Annotated in this window: 16 protein-coding genes, 1 tRNA gene and 1 pseudogene; 10 read left to right on the top strand and 8 right to left on the bottom strand. The window is 53.7% G+C overall.

Annotation, left to right across the window (positions count from 1 at the left end; genetic code table 11):
* Positions 1-2: 2 nt before the first annotated feature.
* Entirely contained in the window at positions 3-176 is a 174-nt protein-coding gene (locus HKD32_RS03555; protein ID WP_026017668.1) for a DUF1328 domain-containing protein, read from the bottom strand.
* Positions 177-342: 166 nt separating this feature from the next.
* On the opposite strand from HKD32_RS03555, the gene HKD32_RS03550 reads away from it, so the two are divergent.
* Both HKD32_RS03550 and HKD32_RS03545 read left to right on the top strand, forming a co-directional pair.
* A complete protein-coding gene (locus tag HKD32_RS03550) occupies positions 343-2361 on the top strand; it encodes an NAD(+) synthase (RefSeq protein ID WP_194257557.1) in 2019 nt (672 codons plus the stop codon).
* 93 nt (positions 2362-2454) lie between these two features.
* Entirely contained in the window at positions 2455-3846 is a 1392-nt protein-coding gene (locus tag HKD32_RS03545) for an NAD-dependent succinate-semialdehyde dehydrogenase (protein WP_061929094.1), read from the top strand.
* A 96-nt stretch (positions 3847-3942) separates the two neighbouring features.
* Here the strand turns inward: HKD32_RS03545 and HKD32_RS15155 are convergent, their stop codons facing one another.
* Positions 3943-5889, bottom strand: a complete 1947-nt coding sequence (locus HKD32_RS15155) for a glycosyltransferase (protein ID WP_337905502.1) — start codon at positions 5887-5889, stop codon at positions 3943-3945.
* Positions 5890-7449: 1560 nt separating this feature from the next.
* Here HKD32_RS15155 and HKD32_RS03535 point away from each other — a divergent pair.
* On the top strand, positions 7450-8805 hold the full coding sequence (locus HKD32_RS03535; RefSeq protein WP_010504526.1) for a beta strand repeat-containing protein: 1356 nt from the start codon (positions 7450-7452) through the stop codon (positions 8803-8805).
* Between the two features lie 104 nt (positions 8806-8909).
* Positions 8910-11690, top strand: coding sequence for a glycosyltransferase (locus HKD32_RS03530; RefSeq protein WP_194257555.1), 2781 nt, complete (start codon positions 8910-8912; stop codon positions 11688-11690).
* Here HKD32_RS03530 and HKD32_RS03525 read toward each other — a convergent pair whose 3' ends face one another.
* Positions 11691-12590 (bottom strand): rhamnan synthesis F family protein, encoded by a 900-nt coding sequence (locus tag HKD32_RS03525; RefSeq protein WP_061929092.1) that lies wholly within the window; start codon positions 12588-12590, stop codon positions 11691-11693.
* A gap of 167 nt (positions 12591-12757) precedes the next feature.
* Here HKD32_RS03525 and HKD32_RS03520 point away from each other — a divergent pair, with 167 nt between their 5' ends.
* The 3 genes and pseudogenes from HKD32_RS03520 to HKD32_RS03510 all read left to right on the top strand — a co-directional run bounded on the left by HKD32_RS03520 (position 12758) and on the right by HKD32_RS03510 (position 14716).
* On the top strand, positions 12758-13027 hold the full coding sequence (locus HKD32_RS03520; protein ID WP_010504529.1) for an HU family DNA-binding protein: 270 nt from the start codon (positions 12758-12760) through the stop codon (positions 13025-13027).
* Between the two features lie 198 nt (positions 13028-13225).
* Positions 13226-14044: a hypothetical protein gene (locus HKD32_RS03515; RefSeq protein WP_194257554.1), complete on the top strand. Its 819-nt coding sequence runs from the start codon at positions 13226-13228 to the stop codon at positions 14042-14044.
* A 115-nt stretch (positions 14045-14159) separates the two neighbouring features.
* Positions 14160-14716, top strand: a pseudogene (locus HKD32_RS03510) (recombinase family protein).
* A 112-nt stretch (positions 14717-14828) separates the two neighbouring features.
* On the opposite strand, the gene HKD32_RS03505 reads toward HKD32_RS03510, so the two are convergent.
* From HKD32_RS03505 to HKD32_RS03485, 5 genes are all read right to left on the bottom strand, one after another.
* Positions 14829-14903, bottom strand: a tRNA-Gln gene (locus HKD32_RS03505).
* 69 nt (positions 14904-14972) lie between these two features.
* The gene (locus HKD32_RS03500; RefSeq protein ID WP_061929087.1) at positions 14973-15662 is read right to left on the bottom strand and encodes a hypothetical protein; all 690 of its coding nucleotides are present in this window, start codon (positions 15660-15662) and stop codon (positions 14973-14975) included.
* 80 nt (positions 15663-15742) lie between these two features.
* Positions 15743-16564 carry a pyrroline-5-carboxylate reductase gene (gene proC / locus HKD32_RS03495; RefSeq protein ID WP_194257553.1) on the bottom strand — a complete coding sequence of 274 codons (822 nt, stop codon included), beginning with the start codon at positions 16562-16564 and terminating at the stop codon, positions 15743-15745.
* A gap of 2 nt (positions 16565-16566) precedes the next feature.
* Positions 16567-17073 (bottom strand): type III secretion system chaperone family protein, encoded by a 507-nt coding sequence (locus HKD32_RS03490; RefSeq protein ID WP_194257552.1) that lies wholly within the window; start codon positions 17071-17073, stop codon positions 16567-16569.
* 201 nt (positions 17074-17274) lie between these two features.
* A complete protein-coding gene (locus HKD32_RS03485; protein WP_010504534.1) occupies positions 17275-17565 on the bottom strand; it encodes an accessory factor UbiK family protein in 291 nt (96 codons plus the stop codon).
* 82 nt (positions 17566-17647) lie between these two features.
* Between HKD32_RS03485 and rfaD the strand changes: the two genes are divergently transcribed.
* Genes rfaD through pgeF form a run of 3 tightly spaced genes read left to right on the top strand, consistent with a single transcriptional unit; the run spans position 17648 to position 20212 of the window.
* Complete coding sequence (gene rfaD, locus HKD32_RS03480; protein ID WP_194257551.1) at positions 17648-18628, top strand: ADP-glyceromanno-heptose 6-epimerase; 981 nt, start codon at positions 17648-17650, stop codon at positions 18626-18628.
* Between the two features lie 11 nt (positions 18629-18639).
* A complete protein-coding gene (gene lgt / locus HKD32_RS03475; RefSeq protein ID WP_062018568.1) occupies positions 18640-19446 on the top strand; it encodes a prolipoprotein diacylglyceryl transferase in 807 nt (268 codons plus the stop codon).
* Positions 19439-20212, top strand: coding sequence for a peptidoglycan editing factor PgeF (pgeF, locus tag HKD32_RS03470; protein ID WP_194257550.1), 774 nt, complete (start codon positions 19439-19441; stop codon positions 20210-20212). The genes lgt and pgeF overlap by 8 nt, the downstream gene beginning before the upstream one ends.
* Positions 20213-20251 lie beyond the last annotated feature (39 nt).

Here is a 20251-nt window from a genome sequence, read left to right as displayed (position 1 = left end):
CTTCAGAATCTCGGGCGACCTCGGCCGAAGATCAGGCTGATGACCAGCAGAACGAGGAAGATGAAGAACAGGATCTTGCCGATATAGGCGAAATCTGCCGAAATTCCTCCGAAGCCCAGGACGGCGGCGCAGAGCGCGAGGATGAGGAAGACAATTGTCCAGCGAAGAAGATCCATGGGTAATGTCTCCTGTATCATGATGTTCCGTCCATTGGAGGAACGGGGATGAGCAATGCAGAACGGCGCAATGTCATTCCGGTTCAATTTCGCAACGGCGCTTTCATGACGACGGCACTCAATACATGATCCGCCTCCCAGGTTTTTCTGTCCCGAAAGAAGCAACATGACCGGATTCCGCTCTCTCTATCGTCAGGGCTTTGCGCGGATTGCAGCCTGTACGTTGCCTGTTTCGTTGGCCGAGGCGCAGGTCAACGCAGAGCGGGTTCTGGAGGTTTTAAGAGACTGTGACCGTCAGCGGGTTGCTGCTGTTATTTTTCCGGAGCTTGGGCTGACCGGGTACACGCTTGATGATCTTCGGTTCCAGGATGTGGTGCTGGAGGAGGCGCGGTCGGCCCTGATCTGGCTCGCGGAGCAAACGGCGTCTCTCATGAGTGTCGCTGTTGTGGGCGTGCCGCTGTGTCGCGGCGATCTGCTCTATAATTGTGCGGCTGTTCTGCATCGCGGGCGTATTCTTGGTGTTGTTCCAAAATCCTATTTGCCCCGGTATCGGGAGTTTTATGAGCCGCGCCAATTTACGTCAGGATTGGGGACGACGGGCAGTATCCGGATTGGTGGGACGGAAGTGCCTTTTGGGGCTGATCTTCTGTTTGCAGCGGAAGATCAGACCGGGCTGACACTGGGCGTTGAAATCTGTGAAGATCTGTGGGTGGCCAATCCGCCGAGTGGTCGGCTGGCACAGGCCGGTGCGAGCGTCATTCTGAATCCGTCTGCGTCTCCGGTGACGATCGGACGGACGGATGATCGATCGCTGCTGTGTCAGGCGCAGTCCATGCGGACGCTGACGGCTTATGTTTATGCGGCTGCTGGGGAAGGGGAATCCACGACGGATCTTGCCTGGGATGGGCAGGTGTCCATTCATGAGAACGGGCGTCTTCTCGCGCAGTCTGATCGGTTTCCGCAGGGCGAGCGGCTTGTTGTCGCGGATGTTGACCTGGATCTGTTGCGACAGGAGCGTTTGCGGACCGGGCAATTCGGGGTGGGATGTGAAAGTATCCGCACGATTGGTTTCGAACTGGGAGCGCCTGTTGAGGATCTTGGGTTGAAGCGGGACGTCCCTCGTTTTCCGTTCGTGCCGTCCGACATGAAAACGCTTGCCCGGGATTGTTATGAGGCCTGGACCATTCAGGTCAGTGCGTTGTGTCAGAGGTTGAAAGCCAGCGGCGCGCAAAGGGCCGTTATTGGTGTTTCGGGAGGGTTGGATAGCACGCTGGCTCTTCTGGTTGCTGCGAGGGCGGCAGATGAACTTGGTTGGCCCCGGACGCATGTGCTGGCGTACACGATGCCGGGTTTTGCGACAGGCACTGAAAGTCGTGGGCTGGCGCATGCTTTGATGGATGCGCTGGGCGTGGAGTCCAATGAGCTGGATATCCGACCGGCTGCGGAGACCATGCTGGAGGGTATTGGCCATCCGTATGCAGAGGGGAAACCGGTTCATGACATTACGTTCGAAAATGTTCAGGCAGGGTTGCGAACCGATTTCCTGTTCAGGCTGGCTAATCACCGCAATGGGATTGTGATCGGTACGGGCGATCTGTCCGAGCTGGCGCTGGGTTGGTGCACATACGGCGTGGGAGATCAGATGTCCCATTACAATGTTAATGCCGGAATGCCGAAGACGCTGATTCAACATGTTATCCGATGGTTGGCGCGGGAAGGCGAGTTGGGGGCTGGCACCGCTGACGTTCTGGAGAAGATCGTCAGCGCTGAAATTTCGCCAGAACTTGTGCCGGATACGGGGCAGGGTATTCAGAGTACGGAGCAGAGGATTGGCCCCTATGCCCTTCAGGATTTCACACTGTTTTATGTTCTGAGATATGGTTTTCGCCCGTCCCGTATCGCATTTCTGGCCGAAAAGGCGTGGGGAGATGTTACGATGGGCTCCTGGCCTGCGCATTATCCGGAAGATCGGCGGATTTCTTATGATCTGGCGGAGATCTGTCACTGGCTTGAGGTGTTTATTCTTCGGTTTTTTGGGACCAGTCAGTTCAAGCGCTCAGCTATGCCAAATGGGCCGAAAATCGTTGCTGGAGGCTCACTTTCGCCGCGTGGGGACTGGCGGGCTCCATCGGATAGTAACGCACGATCCTGGCTAAAAGAGCTAAAACAGAACACGGCTATGTGAACTTTCAAACTTTTCAGGGGTTGGGGGTTCCGTACCGTGGCTTTCATGCCAATATGTTGAAGTACGATTTTATCTAACGGAGATTTGTCCGTCATGGCTTACGCTACGACCAACCCTTATACGGGTGAGACGCTGAAGACTTTCCCGGAAGCAACCGACCAAGAAGTTCAGCAGGCGATTACTGACGCGTATGAGGCTTTCAAAAGCTGGCGCGATGTGTCTTTTGCAGACCGCGCCAAGGTCATGAGTGCTGCTGGTGCGATCCTGCGCCGCGATATTGATAAATATGCCAAGCTTCTGACCCTTGAAATGGGCAAGCTTTATGAAGAAGCCAAGCTGGAGACGATCCTCTCCGCTGAGATCTTCGAATATTATGCCAAGAATGCTGAAGAGCTTCTGAAGCCGGAGAAGCTGCCGGTTGCTGATCCGAAGGAAGGCGAAGCCACCCTGATCCATCAGCCGCAGGGTATCGTTTTTGCGATTGAGCCTTGGAATTTCCCGTATTATCAGATCGCCCGCATCATTGCGCCGCAGCTTTCTGCTGGTAACACGGTTCTGCTGAAGCATGCTTCGAACGTTCCACAGTGTGCGGCAATCTTCGATGATCTGATGATCGAAGCTGGTCTGCCGAAAGGTGCGTTCAAGAACCTGTATGCAGCGCGTCATCATACGGCTGTTATTCTGAACGATCCGCGCGTCTGTGGTGTTGCTCTGACAGGCTCTGAAGGAGCTGGTGCCATTGTTGCCAGCACGGCAGGTCAGGCGCTTAAGAAGGCCACCATGGAACTTGGCGGTGCCGATGCGTTCGTGGTTCTTGAAGATGCCGACGTTGAGAAGGCTGCCAAGTGGGCTGCGTTCGGCCGTCACTGGAATGCTGGTCAGGTTTGCGTGTCGTCCAAGCGTCTGATCGTTGTGGATTCGATTTACGACCAGTTCCTTGAGATCTACAAGGCTGAGGTTGCCAAGCTGAAGGCTGGCGATCCGATGGATCCGTCCACGACGCTGGCTCCTCTGTCCTCGCAGAAGGCTGCTGACGATCTGAAGGCTCAGGTTGAAGAAGCCAAGAAGCACGGCGCTGTTGTTGAAGTGATCGGTGCACCGGTTCCGGAGAAGGGAGCATTCTTTCAGCCGCTTCTGATGACGAACCTGCATGGTGACAATGAAGCCCGTCACTGGGAGTTCTTCGGTCCGGTCACCCAGCTTTATCGTGTGAAGGATGAGGCTGAGGCGATCCGCGTTGCCAATGACTCTCCGTTTGGTCTGGGTGGCTCTGTCTTCACGAAGGATACGGCTCGCGGTGTGAAGGTTGCCGAAAAGATCTACACGGGCATGGTTTATGTGAACCACCCGACGATGGTGAAGGCTGATCTGCCGTTCGGTGGTGTGGCCCGTTCTGGCTACGGTCGTGAGCTGATCGGTCTGGGTATCAAGGAATTCGTCAATCACAAGCTGATCGACGTTGTTGATATCGACGCTCCATTCTGAGGTTGTGATGGTCAGGGGAAACTCTGGCCGTTCAACCAGAGAAAAACCCCGGACAGATTATCTGTCCGGGGTTTTTTATTGTCATTGGGAAAGTGTTTAGAGGCGTTGTTCTGGGGCCTCTGCCGTCAAATTAATCCATGGGTGACGCGATTTGACGTAGCTGACGACGCGTGCCTTATGAGCGGCCTGCTCCGTAGAGAGATTTGTCATGGAATGAGTGTGCTGGCGGTAGTCGGCCAGAATGACTGGAACCTGACGGCCAGGCAGGCCAAGTTCGGCTAAAGTGCACCAGAGATCAAAGTCTTCCCATCCCATTGCTTCACGTGAAACATAATAGCCGCCAGCGGCAGCCCAGGCCCATTTTGCAATCATTGCCATTGCATCCACGCGGTTTCCCGAAACGAGCGAAAGCGGATTGAAGGGAAGGTCGCCAAGAACTGCAAAAGGGCCTCTGCCTGGTGATACTTCCTGAGGACTAAGTGGGAGCGGTCCACTTTCGTTGAAGCACTGGATAAGGGGATAAGCGTACGCGATTCCGAATGTCATAGCGGCGTGAAGCGTTTCGCAGGCATCCGGACGCAGAAGATTGTCTGCATCCAGTTGCATGACGCAATCTGTCTCTGCGGTATCCATTCCAATGTTTCGTGCTCCTCCCAGTCCGGCATTGCGGAGAGAGCGCTTCAGGATCAGTCTGTTGAAGCGTGTTACATTTCGCTCCATCCAGAGGCGTATCAGGTCTACGGAGCCATCTGTTGAGCCGTCATCAACCACAATCAGATCAAGTTGAGAAAGTGTCTGAGCTGAGACAGAATCCAAGGCATCCAGAATGTAGTTGTCGTAGTTGTAGGATGTGATGACGACGGTGACGTCAGCTTCTCCAAAAACGTCGTGATGAAAAAGTGTTTCGTTTTCTGGAATGACAGGTAGAGGGCGATGCTCCAGATGTTTGCGGGCAAGAAGCAGTTCGCCAGCTTCGGCTGCTTCTTCGTCTCCTTGTAGTGAGGAGATGGCAAGTCTTATGCGTCGCGTCTGTGCCTCTGGGCTGAAGGGCCACAGTACATCATGATACGCATCGCGAGCCATGCGCTGCCGTCGTTCTGGGTCATCAACCAGCGAAAGAAGGGCGGCAGTCCATTCTTCTGGGGTTGCGGCAAGAAGGCCGGTTTCGCCGTGCCGAACCAGACGTTTGAACGGACCTGTTGGAGAGACGATCGAAGCACTTCCTGCAAGGGAGGCTTCCAGAAACTTGATCTCGCTTTTTGCTTCGCAAAAGACATTCCCGACTTCGAGGGGGGCAATAGAAATATCAAACCGTCCGAATTCATCGGGAAGATCCGGGAGAGGAACTGTTTCCCGCCATTCGATCTGGCTGTTCAGGTTTTGGAATTCTGGAAACTCTTCCAGAAGGAGCATGCTGGACTGACTGGCTTTCTCCCGAAACAGAACGAGTCTGACGTTTGGGCGCTGTGACAGAACATATGCGATAGAAGGGGCGGCTATGGCAAAATCACGCTGATGTGTTCTGGTGCCTGTGGCGTATCCGATGCGAATGAGGGTGTCGCCTGCTGCGGAAAAGTGAAGTCCTTCTCGAAGGCGACGATTCAGACGGGAGCGGCGCAGAGTGTTGTTGTCATAGGTATTGGGAAGAATGTGTACCACCGGTCGCAATTTGTGCATCGCGTGGGCGAGTTCCCGGGTTGTGGCTGACCCCTGATCACAGCGCATCAGGGTGCGGCGAACATCCGTAAAGAAGTGTTCAATTCTTTCCTCGGTTGTTCCTATCGACCTTATACCGTCAATCAGATCTATGCGGGCATAGTGAGGAACGAAAACAATATCGTCGGCGTCGAAGATGGTTTTGACGTTCTGCTGCTGGGCTAGATCAAGCATTGTGCTGACATGCCCACTGTATTCTATCCGCCAGAGTATCATGACGTCTGCCCAGCAGATGTCATCGTAGCTGACGTTTGCACAATCCTGAACGCGAGCTTCAAACCCGGCGCAGCGTGCGGCTTCCGCGTTGCGGTAGCAGCGATAAGTCACGCCGGGAGTGTTGGCTTCGCCTGCAACAAAGAGAATGCGCGGTGTTGCAGCAGGAGAAGAGAATTCTTCGTCAGAAGGCAGAAGCGTCTCTACGGAGGCGGTTTCTGCGCCGGGTGGTATGGGGTCGGACAGGAAAGGTGTTGAGGGTGAGGGTAGATCTTGTAGGACCAGCGGTTCGGGGAGCGTTGGTATGTAAGGTATAAAGGGTGTTCGCAGGGCTCTCAGAAGTCTGCGCCAGACAGGAGCAGGACGGTGAAGCAGGTCTCTGAGTGCTTCAAGTGCTTGGTGGCTTAGTGCCAGTTTTGTGTTGAACGACGCATAGGACTGTTGGAGGTATGTGTAATATTTTTCAATTTCTTCTTGTCTGAAAAGAAATATTTTTAGTTGATGTTTTGTATTGTCGAATTGTTTTTGAATATCATTCAGCTTCTCATGCAGGGAAATATTTTCTGAATGAATGTGTTGATATTTTTTAGATAGAGATTGAATAACAGATTCTTGGTTAGAAATATTTTTTGATGAGGTACGCGTATTGATTCGAAGGGCGCGTGTAGTCTCTTCTGCTCTCTGGAGGGTATGAACTGTTGTAATGAGTGCATTCTGGGCTTGGCGCCCTTCCAGATCGTGGGCGAGAATCTGGCGTATTTTTTGACGAAAGCGATGGGCCGGTTCAGATATTTCATTCAGAAAAGAAAGTGCAGAATCCTGAGAAGAAATCCGGATATTCAGACAGTCTGAGAGAAATATGAACTCTTTCTTTGGGTCGAACTCAGGGCCTATGACAAGTGTATTTGCACAAGTTTGATCTGGGATGTCTTCATGATCGTAATGACAAGAAAGGGAAAATTCATTTTCTTGTGTAGTAGAAAAGATATTTCTTAAATCTGGGATGAGATCTTTCTGAAATTTTTGAAGAGAGGGGCTAATTTTCCGGTTCAAGTCATTGGATAGGCGTATGAATGGCTGATTCGATCGTGTCTTTTTCTCCAAGAACAAAGTGAGCCAGCATAGAAAGCGTATGGCCTGCTCGTCATATGCAGACAGTGAGGCGCTGTTATCTGCCTCTTGTGATTTTTCTGCGAGAAAGAAAGCCAGTTCGGCCAGAGCCTGATCTTGGTGAACTGGAAGAGTGCAGGAAGAATGATCAATCACGGAATGCAGCTTTAAGGATTCTGGAAGAATTGCACAGAGGGGAAATGAAACAAAAAAATCAAACTTGTTCACAATACTCTGTTTTTTATGGAATATTGAAAAATTCTCAACAAGAAAACAGAGTAAATTTTATATAGCCATTGCAACCTTTGTTAAAATGCAATCTTGTGCTCTGGGGCATTCCTGCCCCGACTCATTCTGTGGCTTTGGCGGCTGAGTGGGAAAGAAGCACTGTTTGCGGGTCTGTGTGTTGCCCGATGAACGTTAGCAGAGTCGTGTGGGTACCAAGGTGGAATCCTGATTGCTTTTTGGGGCTGAGCTTTGATATATGCAAGACTCGTCGCTCGATCATTTGGGTGGTCTGAGGGCCGCCAGTGCGAAGCAATCTTTGTTTAGGAGTGCATGGTAATGGCAATCACTACCGTGGTTGGCGCCTCCGGCCAGATCCTTGCGGTCACGGTCGATGGTGCACAGGCCCAAGCTCTGGCCAGTCAGTATTCGTCCGCTGTCTCAGGTGTGAGCGGTCTGACGAGCTATGATCTGGTTCCAGGAAGCAACAGTTCATTTTCTGCAGGTGTTTCTCAGGGTGTCATTACCCAGAGCGGCAGCTACAGCATTAACGGCGACGTCCAGTACATCGCTGCAGGCAGCTATGCCCCGCAGGATACACTTACTGGTTCCGTGGCGATTGATCTCAGCAAGAACACAGCCTCTTCCGTCAGTCTGCTGACGGGCGCATGGGATGGCGCATCTGTTGTTGCTGGCGACCAGAACGGCTCTTTCGTTGGCGGCGTTGGCAACAACGTTTTCCTGGGAACGGGCAAGACTGGCAGCTGGAACATTGCTACAGGTTCCGGAAACGATACAATCCTCGGAACGAATGGCAATAACACCATTGATGGTGGCACGGGCAACAACCTGATTTATCTGGGCAGCGGCACGAACGTCGTCCGCTCTGAAGGTCAGGACACGATTGATGGCAGCAACGGTACCGACACCGTTACCCTGCTTGGTGGCAGCTCGGTTGTTAACCTGCATGCAAATGCAACGGTTTATGACACGACTGGCTCCAACAGCGTAACTGTTGGCAACAACAGCTTCATCACGGGCGGTAGCTCCAGCACGTACTTCACGACTGGTGCCAGCGCTACGGTTTCCGGTGGCCTCAACGACACCATCTCTGCTGCAGGCGATCTTCAGCAGATCCGTGGTACGGGTAACACCATCAGCGTTGATGGTTCGCTGTCCTTCCTTAATGGTACGGGTAACACGACCATTACGGCTGGCAATGCAACCATGTTCGGTGCGTCTGGCCTGAATGCTCAGTTCGACGGCACGTCCGGTTACAGCCTGTTTGTAGGCACCGGTGGTGACGAAACGATTTCTGCTGCTTCTTCTCACGGCGTTCTGGAAGCTTTTGCATCCAACGGTGGCAATACGACCGTCATTGGTGGCACGGGCGCAGACACGCTTGTTGGTGGCACGGGCAATGCAACCTTCACGGGTGGCTCGGGCGGCTCCAACCTGTTTGCTCTGAACAATGGTACGGCTGGCGGCGACTATACGGTTACCGACTTCGGCAGCGCTGCTGGTAACCTCATGGCTCTGTATCAGTATGGCCTGCAGAACAACAATGGTCTGCAGAATGTTCTGAGCGCAGCAACCGTTGCTGGTGGTAACACGACCATTGCTCTGAACGATGGCTCCAAGATCACCTTCGTTGGTGTTACGGATCTGAAGGCTTCGGACTTTACTCTGAGCTGATCTGGTTTGTTAGCTTGCTAACATCTATAAAGAGAGCTGGGTTCGAAAGAGCCCAGCTTTTTTTATTTGTATTCAACTGTTTCTAGGCCTGAGTTTTTTATCTGATGACCTTGCCGACTAAAGATGTAACGCTTCTTCCTGCTGAAGCCGAAGAGGACTCACAGAAAGTTCTTTTGGAAAGCTATCGTAGCTCGGCTCGGTTAAACGGTATGCGTGCTGATGGCCTGCAGGGAGAAAGTGCTCATCTGCGGCATCAGATTTCCCTGATTCATCGTTCTTTGTCCTGGCGAGTGACTAAGCCGCTTAGGGCTGTGCGTTCGCTTAGTTTGGGAAGGTTGCCATCTGGACGTCCTCTCAAGGAACTACCGGAGAGACTTTCCGCTCTTTGGGAAGAGGGTGGCGTCAAGGCGATCGGCAAGGCTGTTGAAAGGCGATTTTCTGTTCGGGTTCGTCCCAAGCAGAAAGCAAAGATGTCTTCGCAAGTACAGAAGCTTTCTTCTGCTTCAAGCCAGGTTTCTCTTCCCGACAGGGTTGAAAGTCCTGTTTCGCCACTGTCTGTTTATAGTGATATTCTTGATAAGACGGCAGGGCCGTTGGCTCCTCGTATTCTTATTATTGCAGAAGTGTCTCTTCGTCAGTGTGCGAAATACCGTGTCTGGCAAAAGCGGGATCTTCTTGAACGTCTTGGATGGACAGTGGAGGTTGTTGACTGGCGCGACGTCAATGTTGCCATGTCTGCTCTACAGATTTGCACGCAGGTTATCTTCTACCGGGTCCCGGGCTTTGATGATGTCATGAAGCTTGTGAAGGAAGCGCATCGCTTGCGTCTTGAGCCGCGTTGGGAAGTCGATGATCTGATTTTCGATGCAGAAGAATATTTGCAGAACGGTAATATCAGTAGTCTTCCCAAGTCTGAGCAGGATCTGCTCATGTCCGGTGTGGTTTTGTTCAGACGTTGTATGCTGGCGTGTGGGCAAGGTATTGCATCTACGCGGGCTCTGGCCCAGGCGATGCGAGATGCCGGGTTGAAGCATGTTGATATTGTTGAAAACGCTCTTGATCGAGAGACACTGAAGATCGCAGCGTCTTTACCGCCTCGTGGAGACGCTGTTGATGATCGTGTGTGGGTGTCTTACGGGTCGGGTACCAACACGCATGATGAGGATTTCCGGCAGGCTGAAGCGGGGCTAATTGCTGCTCTGGATGAAGAGCCGCGTTTGTGTCTGCGTGTTATCGGGCAACTCAAACTTTCGAAGGATTTCGACCGGTTTGGGGATCGGATCGAGCGCCTCACGGAACTGTCCTATCGCGATTATCTTGCGGCTTTGGCGCAAACGGATATTGCGATTGCTCCGTTAGAGCCTACGCTTTTCAATGACTGCAAAAGCAATATCAAGTTTCTTGAAGCCGCTGTGGTTCGGGTTGCTGCTCTTTGCTCACCTCGTGATGCGTTTCTTGCAATCATGCGTCATGAGGAAAACGGGCTTCTGGCGGTTACCTCTGACGAGTGGAAGAGTGGCTTCCTAAAGCTTGCGCGGGATAAAGCGCTTCGTGATCGGTTGGCGGCTCGGGCCTGGCAGGATGTCATGGAGCGTTATGCGCCTGAATCCATGGCTGTGACACAGGGTAAAGCCCTGTTTGGTTTGCCGGTGGTGTCTGAGCACAAGTCGTTGCGCGTCCTTATGACGAATGTTTATTACGCGCCACGGTCTTTCGGGGGGGCGACAATCGTTGTTGAGGAACTGGCGCTGCGCTTGCGCAACAAGGGTGTAGAGGTTGGGATATTGACATCCCGGCCCCATCTTGACGGGCGGCTGTCAGGAAATATCCGCTATGTCGCTAATGGGTCGGATGTTCTTGCTGCAATGATTCCAGACGGGAACGATGTTATCGGCTCGATGGATAACCCGCATATGGCAGAGCAGTTTGCAGACTGGCTTGATGCCTATCAGCCGGATGTCGTGCATGTGCATGCTGCACAGGGGTTGGGTACGGCCATGTTGCGGGTGTGTCAGGAGCGTGGTGTTCCTTATGTTCTGACGCTTCATGACGCCTGGTGGCTGTGTGATCGACAGTTCATGGTTCGTGGGGATGGCCGTTACTGTTTTCAGACGACCATAGACCAACAGGTTTGCCAGATGTGCGTGCCACATGCCCGTCATCTGACGGACCGGTGGTTCCTGATGCATCAGGCTTTGTCAGAGGCGGCTTTGCTGATTAGTCCGTCAGAGGCGCATCGTCAGCTTTATCTGGCGAATGGTGTTGATCCAGAGCGTATTGTGGTGAACCGGAATGGTTTCCGGTGGCCGGAACGTCCTCGGACTCCACGTCTTCCGGGTTCGCCCGTCCGGTTCGGGTTCGTAGGGGGAACGGAGGCTGTGAAGGGTTATCCGCAACTCAAGAAATGTATGGAGTCTTTGGACCGTTCGGACTGGAAGCTTGTTCTGGTTGATAACAAGCTTAATCTTGGTTTCAGGTCGATTCATCCGCGGGACTGGTCGGTCAAGGGGCATCTGGAAATCATACCGGCATTCAGTCAAAGTGGTCTTGATGACTTCTATGACCAGATTGATGTGCTGCTGTTCCCGTCACAGTGGAAAGAGAGCTATGGCCTGACGGTGCGTGAGGCTCTGTCCCGGGATGTCTGGGTTGTAACCACTGCGCCGGGTGGGCAGTCAGAAGATGTCGTAGATGGTGTAAATGGCACGTATCTACCGATTGATGGTCGTGCCGAAACGCTTGCCGCTGCGGTCGAGGCTATTCTGGATCAGCCGGGTAAGTTTGATGGGTATGTAAATCCGTTCAAAGATCGTCTGGCGACATATGAAGCGCAGACGGAAGAATTGCTTGGCTTCCTTGGAGGGGTGGCCAAGCGAAAGACCTGATTATCGACCGAGTAGCAGGGCCGGCAATGCGTGTAGCCGGTCTTCGCTTGCAATCGCCTGTACCAATCGCGCGCGGAAACCTGCTTTTTTGTACTGGGCGCGAGGTGGATGATTTGCCAGATATTGGGCGATCCAATCTGGGTTGAAAAAAGCAGGATCAGGGATTTCCTGACGCCAGAGATGCACGGACGGTATCCCGCTGGGATTGTCTCTCAATAATTCAGTTTTGATGAACGGGGCTTTCCCGGAGCGCAGGACCGCTCGCCAATCCGTATGCATGGGGTTGATGGCGAGGAGGCGTGCTATGCCGCGTGTTCCGCTCCATGACGCTGCCATATCCATTTCTGCAGCTTGCATGGCCAAGCCGAGGCCCAACTCACCGTGAAGAACGATTTCCGGTTTGCTCATTTCGCAAAACGGTTGGCGAAAGACCCTCTGAATGGCGGGATGCTCGAACGCCTGTCGGGTCATGATCAGAAACCATGACTGGAGATGACGGTTGATGGCTTCGGAGCGGACCATGCCCCAGATTGGGTGCTGTTTCGCACGCATGCGGGTTACGATGGGCGAGAGGGGGGCCATCGGGCCGAAAACGCTGTCATTGGCGAACAGGATTTCGTCAGCGCCTTCGTCGCAGTGTTGTTTGAGAAGCTCTTGCCAGGAGCCGAAATCAAGACCGGCATTTTCTCGTGGATAAAGTTTGGCTTTTACGGGGTTGGGTCCAGATGTGAAGCTGCGCTTCAAGTTTTCCAACCCTTGATGGTCCTGCGGTGACAGGCTGGAAACTGCAACATGGATCTCGAACCCACAGTCCGCAATCTGGTTGAGAAGGTGGCGAGTGTGGGGAGCCAGGGTTCCTGCAGGATCGTGATAGGCAAAAAGACAGACAGAATGCGACATGGAAGTCCTACGGATGGAACGCTAGGGCGATTGCGACGATTATATCATTGTTCCTTGGTAGCATTGTAAGAAATACTGAGGAATGTTGTATTGATGGCAACAGAAGTTTCTGGGTGTTTTGGGATGCAGCCTGAGAGAAAATCGAAGCAGAGGAGAATGATGCATCCATGAGTAAAGCATTTCTCGCCGCAGTTCTTCAGGACTCCATTGACTGTACAGGCGTTGCCGCGCAACGGGCCGCGAATGATCTTGTAGAAGCGATTATTGACGAGTTGAAGCGCGAAGGTGGCTTCACCATTCCGTCTTTTGGCACTTTCACTGTGTGTGAGACGAAGGCCCGACAGGCGACGAACCCTCGGACTGGTGAGCCGGTTTCAGTCCCGTCGGGGAGGACGGTTCGGTTCAAGGCCAGTCCGGGATTGAAGCAGAATTTGTAGGAAGTGGTGTTTTTTGGAGAGGTGAGTACTGGTTTTTGGGGTCAGTACTTATTTCTCTGCGTTAGGTCTTGATGGGGTACAGGGATAATGTGCAGGGCATCAAAGAATGTCCCAAAATTCGGTGTTTTTGGGACGGTAATCTTACCTAAAAGAACCAAAGAAGAACAAAATATTGTCCTAGAAAGGCAATAAGATGTCATGCATAGTTATAAAAAATTATGCATAGAGGCTTTAACAGTGCAGACGGTTTCATCCAGTGAAGAGCAAATGCTCGTTACGTACGACCCCAATGAACCGATTGAGCTAAAAAAATTTTCTGACAGTATTGGCGCTCTGGCAGACGAATATCATAGCTATATTAGAAAAAACTATAAATTTTCTCCAGATAATTTTCCTGAGATAAGAATAAGAGAAATACGAAAAGGGTCGATAATTGTTGACCTGTTTAATAGTGTAATTAGCGGTGGATTTTTTGATGACGCTGACAAAATTAATCATGGGTTAGAATTTTTCAAAAATATTAAAGGTCTAACTTCGTTTTTTCTGGGGAAAAGTAAGGAGCCGCCGAAAAATACAACAACATCTACAGTAAAAAATCTTATAGATATGGTTGAGCCTATTTCTCAAGATGTTGGTGGAAATATGATTTTCCATGCATCAGGAAATGGGACTATAAATATCAACATAAACCAATCCGAAGCCAACCTAATATCAAGACGAGGTGAAAATTGGATTGCACAACAGAAAATACCGACAAAAAAAACATATACGAAAGAAATATTTTATTGGTACCAAACAAGAGATACGTTTTCAAATAAAACTGGGGATAAGGGAATAGTTGAATCTATAATCAAGAGGCCAGTAAATACATATATTTCAAACGAAGAAATAAAATCAAAAATGATTGAAGGTGAATTTTTTAATAAATATTATCTAGTCGATTTGGTTGTTGATGATATAGAAGAAAAGCCAAGTCTGTACAGAATAATAAATCTCATTAAAATCTACGATAAGTAGTATTTTTTGCTACAATGCCGCCATAGATTGAGAAATATGGCTGTATTGTAGAACCGCAGAAAACAGACAAAAAATAACCGCCATAAATCTCCGCCAAAATTATAAGGAGAATTATATGAAATACGGTTATTGCAGAGTATCCACAGTAGGACAGGATTTGAAGGAACAGGAAGACGCCCTGGTAGCTCTTGGAGTTCCAAAAGCGAATATCTTCAAGGAAAAGATTTCAGGCGTCATCAGGTCAGATGACAGACCTCAGTTCGGGAAGCTCCTGAAGAAGATTCAGGCGGGGGTGAGCTGATCGTGATGAAGCTCGGCCGACTTGGAAGGTCTACCCTCGATATCCTGACACTCATCCAGAATCTGAGAGGTCAGGGGATTGCTATTACTATTGAGGGGGTGGGGACGATCAGGAATGACATGATGGGAAGCCTTACCATGAACCTTCTGGCCTCCTTTGTAGAGTTCGAGCGTGCTCTGATTATCGACAGAACCCAGTCAGGCAGGAAGAGAGCCATGATCAGTGGTGTGAGGATGGGAAGGAAGCAAAAGCTTTCCCCTCAAGCTCGAAGCGCTATCAAACGACGTTATGGAAACGAGGCAGGTGCAGCATTGGCAAAAGAAAATGGGATTGGCTTGCGGACTGTTCAGAGAGTCGCGGCAGAAGGCTGATTTCAGGGACTCATAGAATCGCTAAAAATGGCTTGGACTGCCTCCACCGTTGTCCCCGAAGTTGCTTTTCTCTGGGTTCATAAGGGTTTGATTTCATTGATTTGTAGATACTTGGCTGGGGCGGGAGGATTCGAACCTCCGCATGGCGGAATCAAAATCCGCTGCCTTACCGCTTGGCTACGCCCCAGCAGACGCGTTTCAGAAACGCGCTGGAACGGCTTTTAATCCGAACCAGCATGTTTCGTAAAGCCCAATATCAGGATTCAAGTTCGAGTTCGTGATCGGGCAGGCCTGTGTTGCGCATGGCGTCGTCCATTTTACGGCGTGCCGAGGCTTTGAGGACGCCGAGCCGTTCGGCGCGGTTCAGAGCGCTGTCGAGGGCCGCCATGGTGCTGCCGAGATCCTGACTCTCGTCTTTTTCCCAGGCGCGCAGGGCGTGGCCCCAGACGGCGGTCAGGGCGTTAACGCGCCAGAGGCCACCCAATCCAGAGCAATCCATGCCTGCGGCGTCTGCGAGCCAGCGCATGGAGTCCATGGTGGCGCCCGCCAGAAGGGCGGCGAGGGGAGGATCGTAAGGGAGGGCGTGCAGGACAGCGCGGACACCTTCGCGGTATTCTTCGAAAATATCGAAGCGTCGCATCATCAGGTCGAAGAGGTATTCGCGCAGGGTGCCGCCGTTACCGTCGTCTCGGAGTGCGCTTTCGTCTGCCAGTCGGCCGAGGCGGAGGAGGAGCAGGGCTTTGACGGGGTAGCGGGAGCGCACGGCGTCGACCGGGAGGCCTGCGTCACGTGCGGCATCCACGAGTGAGAACCGGTGCCAGCCGTCTGTTCCTGCCAGGCTTAACGCAGATTGCAGGAGGGCGATGTCGAAGGCTTCCCTGTCCAGTTCCGGTGTGCTGTCTGGTGTCAGCTCATCGGTGTCAAATGGGTCCTGCCGTTCTTCCATTGCCGGTCTCCTGTCAAAAACATGTTTCTTATGGTGGGAGCGTTTGCCTGGGGCGGCAAGTTCCCACCAGAAAGAAACGGTTACCCGGCGAGTTCGTCGGCTCGTTTTGTCGCGGCGTCAATGGCTTTTGCAATATTTGCGGGCCAGGCGTCGGGTGCCATGAGGACGCTCAGGGCTGCGGCGGTGGTTCCGTTGGGGCTGGTGACGGCCTTTCGGAGGTCTTCTGCGTCATCGGGCAGATCGTCGAGCATACGGCCTGCGCCGTAGATGGTTCCGCGTGCCAGACGGCGGGCTGTTTCTTTGGAGAGGCCGTGGGCTTCCCCGGCTTTTTCCAGCAGTTCCGCGAGGAGGAACACGTAGGCGGGGCCTGATCCAGAGACGGCGGTTACGGCGAGGAGGTCCTCTTCTTTTTCCACGCGGACGACGTCGCCCACGGCGAAGAGGAGCTCATGGCAGAGTGTGGCCTGTTCGCTTGTGGCGTTGGGTGGGGCGTAGAAGCCGCTGATGCCGGCGCCGATGGCGGAGGGGGTGTTGGGCATGGCGCGGAGGACGGGGATTTCCGCTCCGGCTTTGGCTGCTGCTGAAGCGAGCGCTTCGCAGGTGCGGCCGGCCATGACGGAGAGGAGGGCTGATTTCTGGAACCGATTTCCGAGGGCTTTGCCGATGTCTTCGATGGTTTTGTCTGCACCTGCTGGTTTGACGGCGAGAACAATGATGTCGGGTGTGAAGGATTCCGGGATTTCAGCGGGGCTGCTGGCGATTGTCAGGGTGTCGTCCGAGCCCGTTCGGTGACGGTCAAGGACGACGATGTTTGGCGGTGTGGGGGAGGCGAGCCACCCATCGAGTAGCGCGCCTCCGAGTTTGCCACAGCCAGCCAGAAGGATTGAGGGGGTGGAAGGCAAGGTCAGGCGTCTCCAACACAGTCTAGCATTGCAGCGTCCAGTGCATCCTGAGGGGATTTTCCACCCCAGAGAGCGAACTGGAAGGCGGGATAGAATCTTTCACATTCGGATATGGCGATGTCGATAAGGTCTTCCATGCTTTCGCCGGGCAGTGTGGCGACGCCGCGCATGAGGAGCGTATGGCGGAAGGCTGGGGTTCCGGTTTCGGTGTCGATTGTGAAATGGCCGACCCAGAGGCGGTTATTTGCCAGCGAGACCAGTTCGTGGACATCGGCCCGGCGTGCGGCGGGGGAGCGGAGGTCCAGCGTGCAGTTCAGGTGCAGCGCGGAGAGTTCGTCCGACCATGTGAAGTAGAGAGAATAATCACACCACTGGCCCGGGGCCTGGGCTGCCATTTCGGACTGGCCGAGGCGCTCGAATTCCCATTCATACAGGCCCATGACCTGTTCCATGATGTCGAGCGGGTGGGATTCGGTTTCGGTGGTGAGTGAGGTGCTCAGGGCAGGCATGTCGGATCTCCCAAGGCCGTGGAGCCTGGCACCGGCCGTGCGCCGGTGCGGCGCTCCAGATGTCTGCGTCTGGGGGCAGGGTGCCTGCCTCCAGCACTCATCACGTTATGGGTCCTTTTGAGACTGCGCAAGTATTACGAGCATCTTCAGTGAGTTCGTACGAAGATGTGTTGCAGTGCTGGCGCAGTCGAATGGGCTGGATCAGCCCTGCGGACCGCCTTTTTCTTCCGTTGCCAGTTCTTCAAGGGCGGTCAGGCGCGATTCGATGGCGGCGAGGCGGGCTTCTGCTTCGTCCTGTGCCATGCGGGCGCGGGTGGCCATTTCCTGCACGGCGTCGAACTCGTCCCGGCGGACCAGTTCTAGGGACGTCAGAATTTCATCGACGCGGGTGCGGATGATGGAGTGCAGTTCTTCGCGGGCACCGGTAACAGCGGAAAACGCATTGCCGGCGAGGCCTGCGAGGTCGTCGAAGAAGCGGGGTCTGTCAGACATGGGAGAAACTCCTGCAGAGAGGCGGCGTGTCATGTGTGGCGCGTCGCTTGGATCGTTTTCGGGGGCAGACTATACAGGAAGGATGATTATCGTCACCGGCGGAGCCGGATTCATTGGATCGTGCCTTCATGCCGCCCTGCGTCAGCGCGGGCTGCGGACGGTTATCGTGGACCGGCTGCATGAGGGGGTGAAGTGGCGGAACCTTGCCTCGCATGCGCCCGATCAGATCATCACGCCTGAGGCGCTTCCGAGTTTCCTTGAGAAAGCGCCAAAGATTGAGGCGGTGTTCCATATGGGAGCCATCAGCGCCACGACGGCGCGGGATGGAGATCTGGTGTGGTCGACCAATGTGGCGTTGTCGCAGTTTCTCTGGCGCTGGTGTGCGGAGAATGACGTCCGGATGATTTATGCGTCTTCGGCGGCCACATATGGCGCGGCGGACAAGCCTGAGATGTTCCGGGATGGTCTGGAGGCGATTGATCCTCTGAAGCCGCTGAACCTTTATGGCTGGTCCAAACAGGCGTTTGATCTGTGGGTGAAGCGGGAGCTGGCGGCGGGGCATCCGGCTCCGAAGCAGTGGGCTGGGCTCAAGTTTTTCAATGTTTATGGGCCGAATGAATACCACAAGGGGTCCATGATCTCGGTCGTGAAGGTCAAGTATGATGACCTTCAGCGCGGGTCAGCAGCCAAGCTGTTCAAGTCCGATATTCCTGGCTTGCCGGATGGTCAGCAGAAGCGCGATTTCATCTGGGTTGGGGATGTGGTGAACGTCATGCTCTGGCTGTTCGACCATCCCGATGTCAGTGGGTTGTTCAACTGCGGAACCGGCGTGGCGCGGAGCTATCTGGATCTTGCTTATGCGGTCTGTGATGCAGCGCATCGGGCGCGGGATGTCGAGTTTGTTGAGATGCCTGAGAAGCTGCGGGGGCAGTATCAGTCCTATACCTGTGCGGATATGAGCCGACTGCGGGCTGCGGGCTATGATCTGCCGTTTACAACTCTTGAAGACGGTATCCGGCAGTATGTCCGTGATTACCTTTCCCGATCGGAGCTGAACCTTTGAGCCAGCCATTGATGTTTCCGGGGTTTGACCCTGTTGCCTTCCATGTCGGGCCTTTGCCTGTGCGGTGGTATGCGCTGGCTTACATGGTGTCGTTCATCATTGCCCTGCCTATTGCGCGACGGTTGAATCGTCTTTCCCCCGAAGTGGCGACGAGTGAGCAGGTCGATGATTTCCTGTTTTACGCCATTCTGGGTGTTCTTCTGGGTGGTCGTCTTGGGTACGTGCTGTTCTACCGGCCTCTGGATTATCTCGCGCACCCGGTGGACATCATCAAGACATGGGACGGCGGGATGTCGTTTCATGGTGGCGCACTGGGCGTCATTCTGGCTCTGGCGTTCTTCTCCTGGAAGAACCGTCTGAGTTTTCTGGCTTTTGCGGATCGTATTGTGCCGGTTGTTCCGATCGGGCTAGCGCTGGGTCGATGTGCGAACTTCGTGAATGGGGAATTGTGGGGGCGCCCGGCGTCTCCGGATCTGCCGTGGGCGATGGTGTTTCCGACGGGTGGGCCGGTCGCTCGGCATCCGTCCGAGCTTTATGAAGCGCTGACGGAAGGCGTTCTGCTGTTGTGTGTGATGCTGTTTGCGGCATCACGGCCCCGGCTGCGGGGGCATTTCGGGTTTCTGTCCGGGTTGTTCCTGTTTGGGTATGCCTGTGCGCGGAGTTTCTGTGAATTTTTCCGGGAGCCGGATGCGAATATCGGCTTTCTGGCGGGGGGCGTGACGATGGGGCAGATCCTGTGCATTCCTATGGCGCTTGCTGGCATTGGACTGATGACCTATGCGCTGCGTCGTCCATGGCGGGAGACGGCGCATGTCTGACGCGGTGCTGGGGAGTGATTTGCTCAGTGTGCCGCATGGGTTTTTCACCCGTCTGGGCGGCGTTTCTCCCAAGCCTTATGACAGTTTGAACTGTTCTCTGTCGTCGCCTGATGATCTGGAGAATGTGCGGGAGAACCGGGCGCGTGTGGCGCGGCAGATTCAGGTTGAGCCTGACATGCTTCTGGGTTTGAAGCAGACTCATAGTGACATTACGGTTCCTGTGACTGTCGCAACGCCGCTCTGGGCCATGGGCACTGGGCAGAATGGCGATGCGTTGGTGACGGATCGGCCTGATGTGGGTGTCAGCATTATCACGGCAGATTGCGGGCCTGTGCTTCTGGCATCAGGCGATGGTCGTGTTGTTGGGGCGGCTCATGCGGGGTGGCGTGGGGCTGCGGGCGGGATTCTGGAATCCGTTGTGGCGCAGATGGAGGTTCTTGGGGCTTCTGAAATGCGGGCTGCTGTCGGGCCATGTATTGGGCCGGAAAGCTACGAAGTGGGTCCGGATATGCGGGAGGCCGTTCTGGCAGAGGATCAGAGGGCTGAGGTATTCTTTCGTCTGGCAGAGCGTGCCGGACATTTCATGTTTGATCTGCCGGGTTACTGCGCTGCGCGTCTGCGGGCTGCCGGAGTTCAGAAGATTGAAGTGCTTGGCGTTGATACATTGACGGATCAGCGGTTCTTCAGCCATCGGCGCCGGACGCTGGCAGGTGGTGGCCATATTGGCCATCAGATTTCGGCCATTCGACCCCGTCTTTCATCATAATATTTCTGGAGCATTGTGAGCTTGTTCCCGCAGCGGTGA

Origin of the sequence: Gluconobacter japonicus (assembly GCF_015244665.1) — a bacterium.
Taxonomy (GTDB): Bacteria; Pseudomonadota; Alphaproteobacteria; order Acetobacterales; family Acetobacteraceae; genus Gluconobacter; species Gluconobacter japonicus.
Note: the sequence above shows the minus strand (reverse complement) of the source record. Positions and strands in the feature narration are given on the sequence as shown.

Coding starts and splice junctions, on each gene's coding strand:
- HKD32_RS03555 (WP_026017668.1), bottom strand. CDS start 176: ATGGATCTTCTTCGCTGGACAATTGTCTTCCTCATCCTCGCGCTCTGC.
- HKD32_RS03550 (WP_194257557.1), top strand. CDS start 343: ATGACCGGATTCCGCTCTCTCTATCGTCAGGGCTTTGCGCGGATTGCA.
- HKD32_RS03545 (WP_061929094.1), top strand. CDS start 2,455: ATGGCTTACGCTACGACCAACCCTTATACGGGTGAGACGCTGAAGACT.
- HKD32_RS03535 (WP_010504526.1), top strand. CDS start 7,450: ATGGCAATCACTACCGTGGTTGGCGCCTCCGGCCAGATCCTTGCGGTC.
- HKD32_RS03530 (WP_194257555.1), top strand. CDS start 8,910: ATGACCTTGCCGACTAAAGATGTAACGCTTCTTCCTGCTGAAGCCGAA.
- HKD32_RS03525 (WP_061929092.1), bottom strand. CDS start 12,590: ATGTCGCATTCTGTCTGTCTTTTTGCCTATCACGATCCTGCAGGAACC.
- HKD32_RS03520 (WP_010504529.1), top strand. CDS start 12,758: ATGAGTAAAGCATTTCTCGCCGCAGTTCTTCAGGACTCCATTGACTGT.
- HKD32_RS03515 (WP_194257554.1), top strand. CDS start 13,226: ATGCATAGTTATAAAAAATTATGCATAGAGGCTTTAACAGTGCAGACG.
- HKD32_RS03500 (WP_061929087.1), bottom strand. CDS start 15,662: ATGGAAGAACGGCAGGACCCATTTGACACCGATGAGCTGACACCAGAC.
- HKD32_RS03490 (WP_194257552.1), bottom strand. CDS start 17,073: ATGCCTGCCCTGAGCACCTCACTCACCACCGAAACCGAATCCCACCCG.
- HKD32_RS03485 (WP_010504534.1), bottom strand. CDS start 17,565: ATGTCTGACAGACCCCGCTTCTTCGACGACCTCGCAGGCCTCGCCGGC.
- rfaD (WP_194257551.1), top strand. CDS start 17,648: ATGATTATCGTCACCGGCGGAGCCGGATTCATTGGATCGTGCCTTCAT.
- lgt (WP_062018568.1), top strand. CDS start 18,640: ATGTTTCCGGGGTTTGACCCTGTTGCCTTCCATGTCGGGCCTTTGCCT.
- pgeF (WP_194257550.1), top strand. CDS start 19,439: ATGTCTGACGCGGTGCTGGGGAGTGATTTGCTCAGTGTGCCGCATGGG.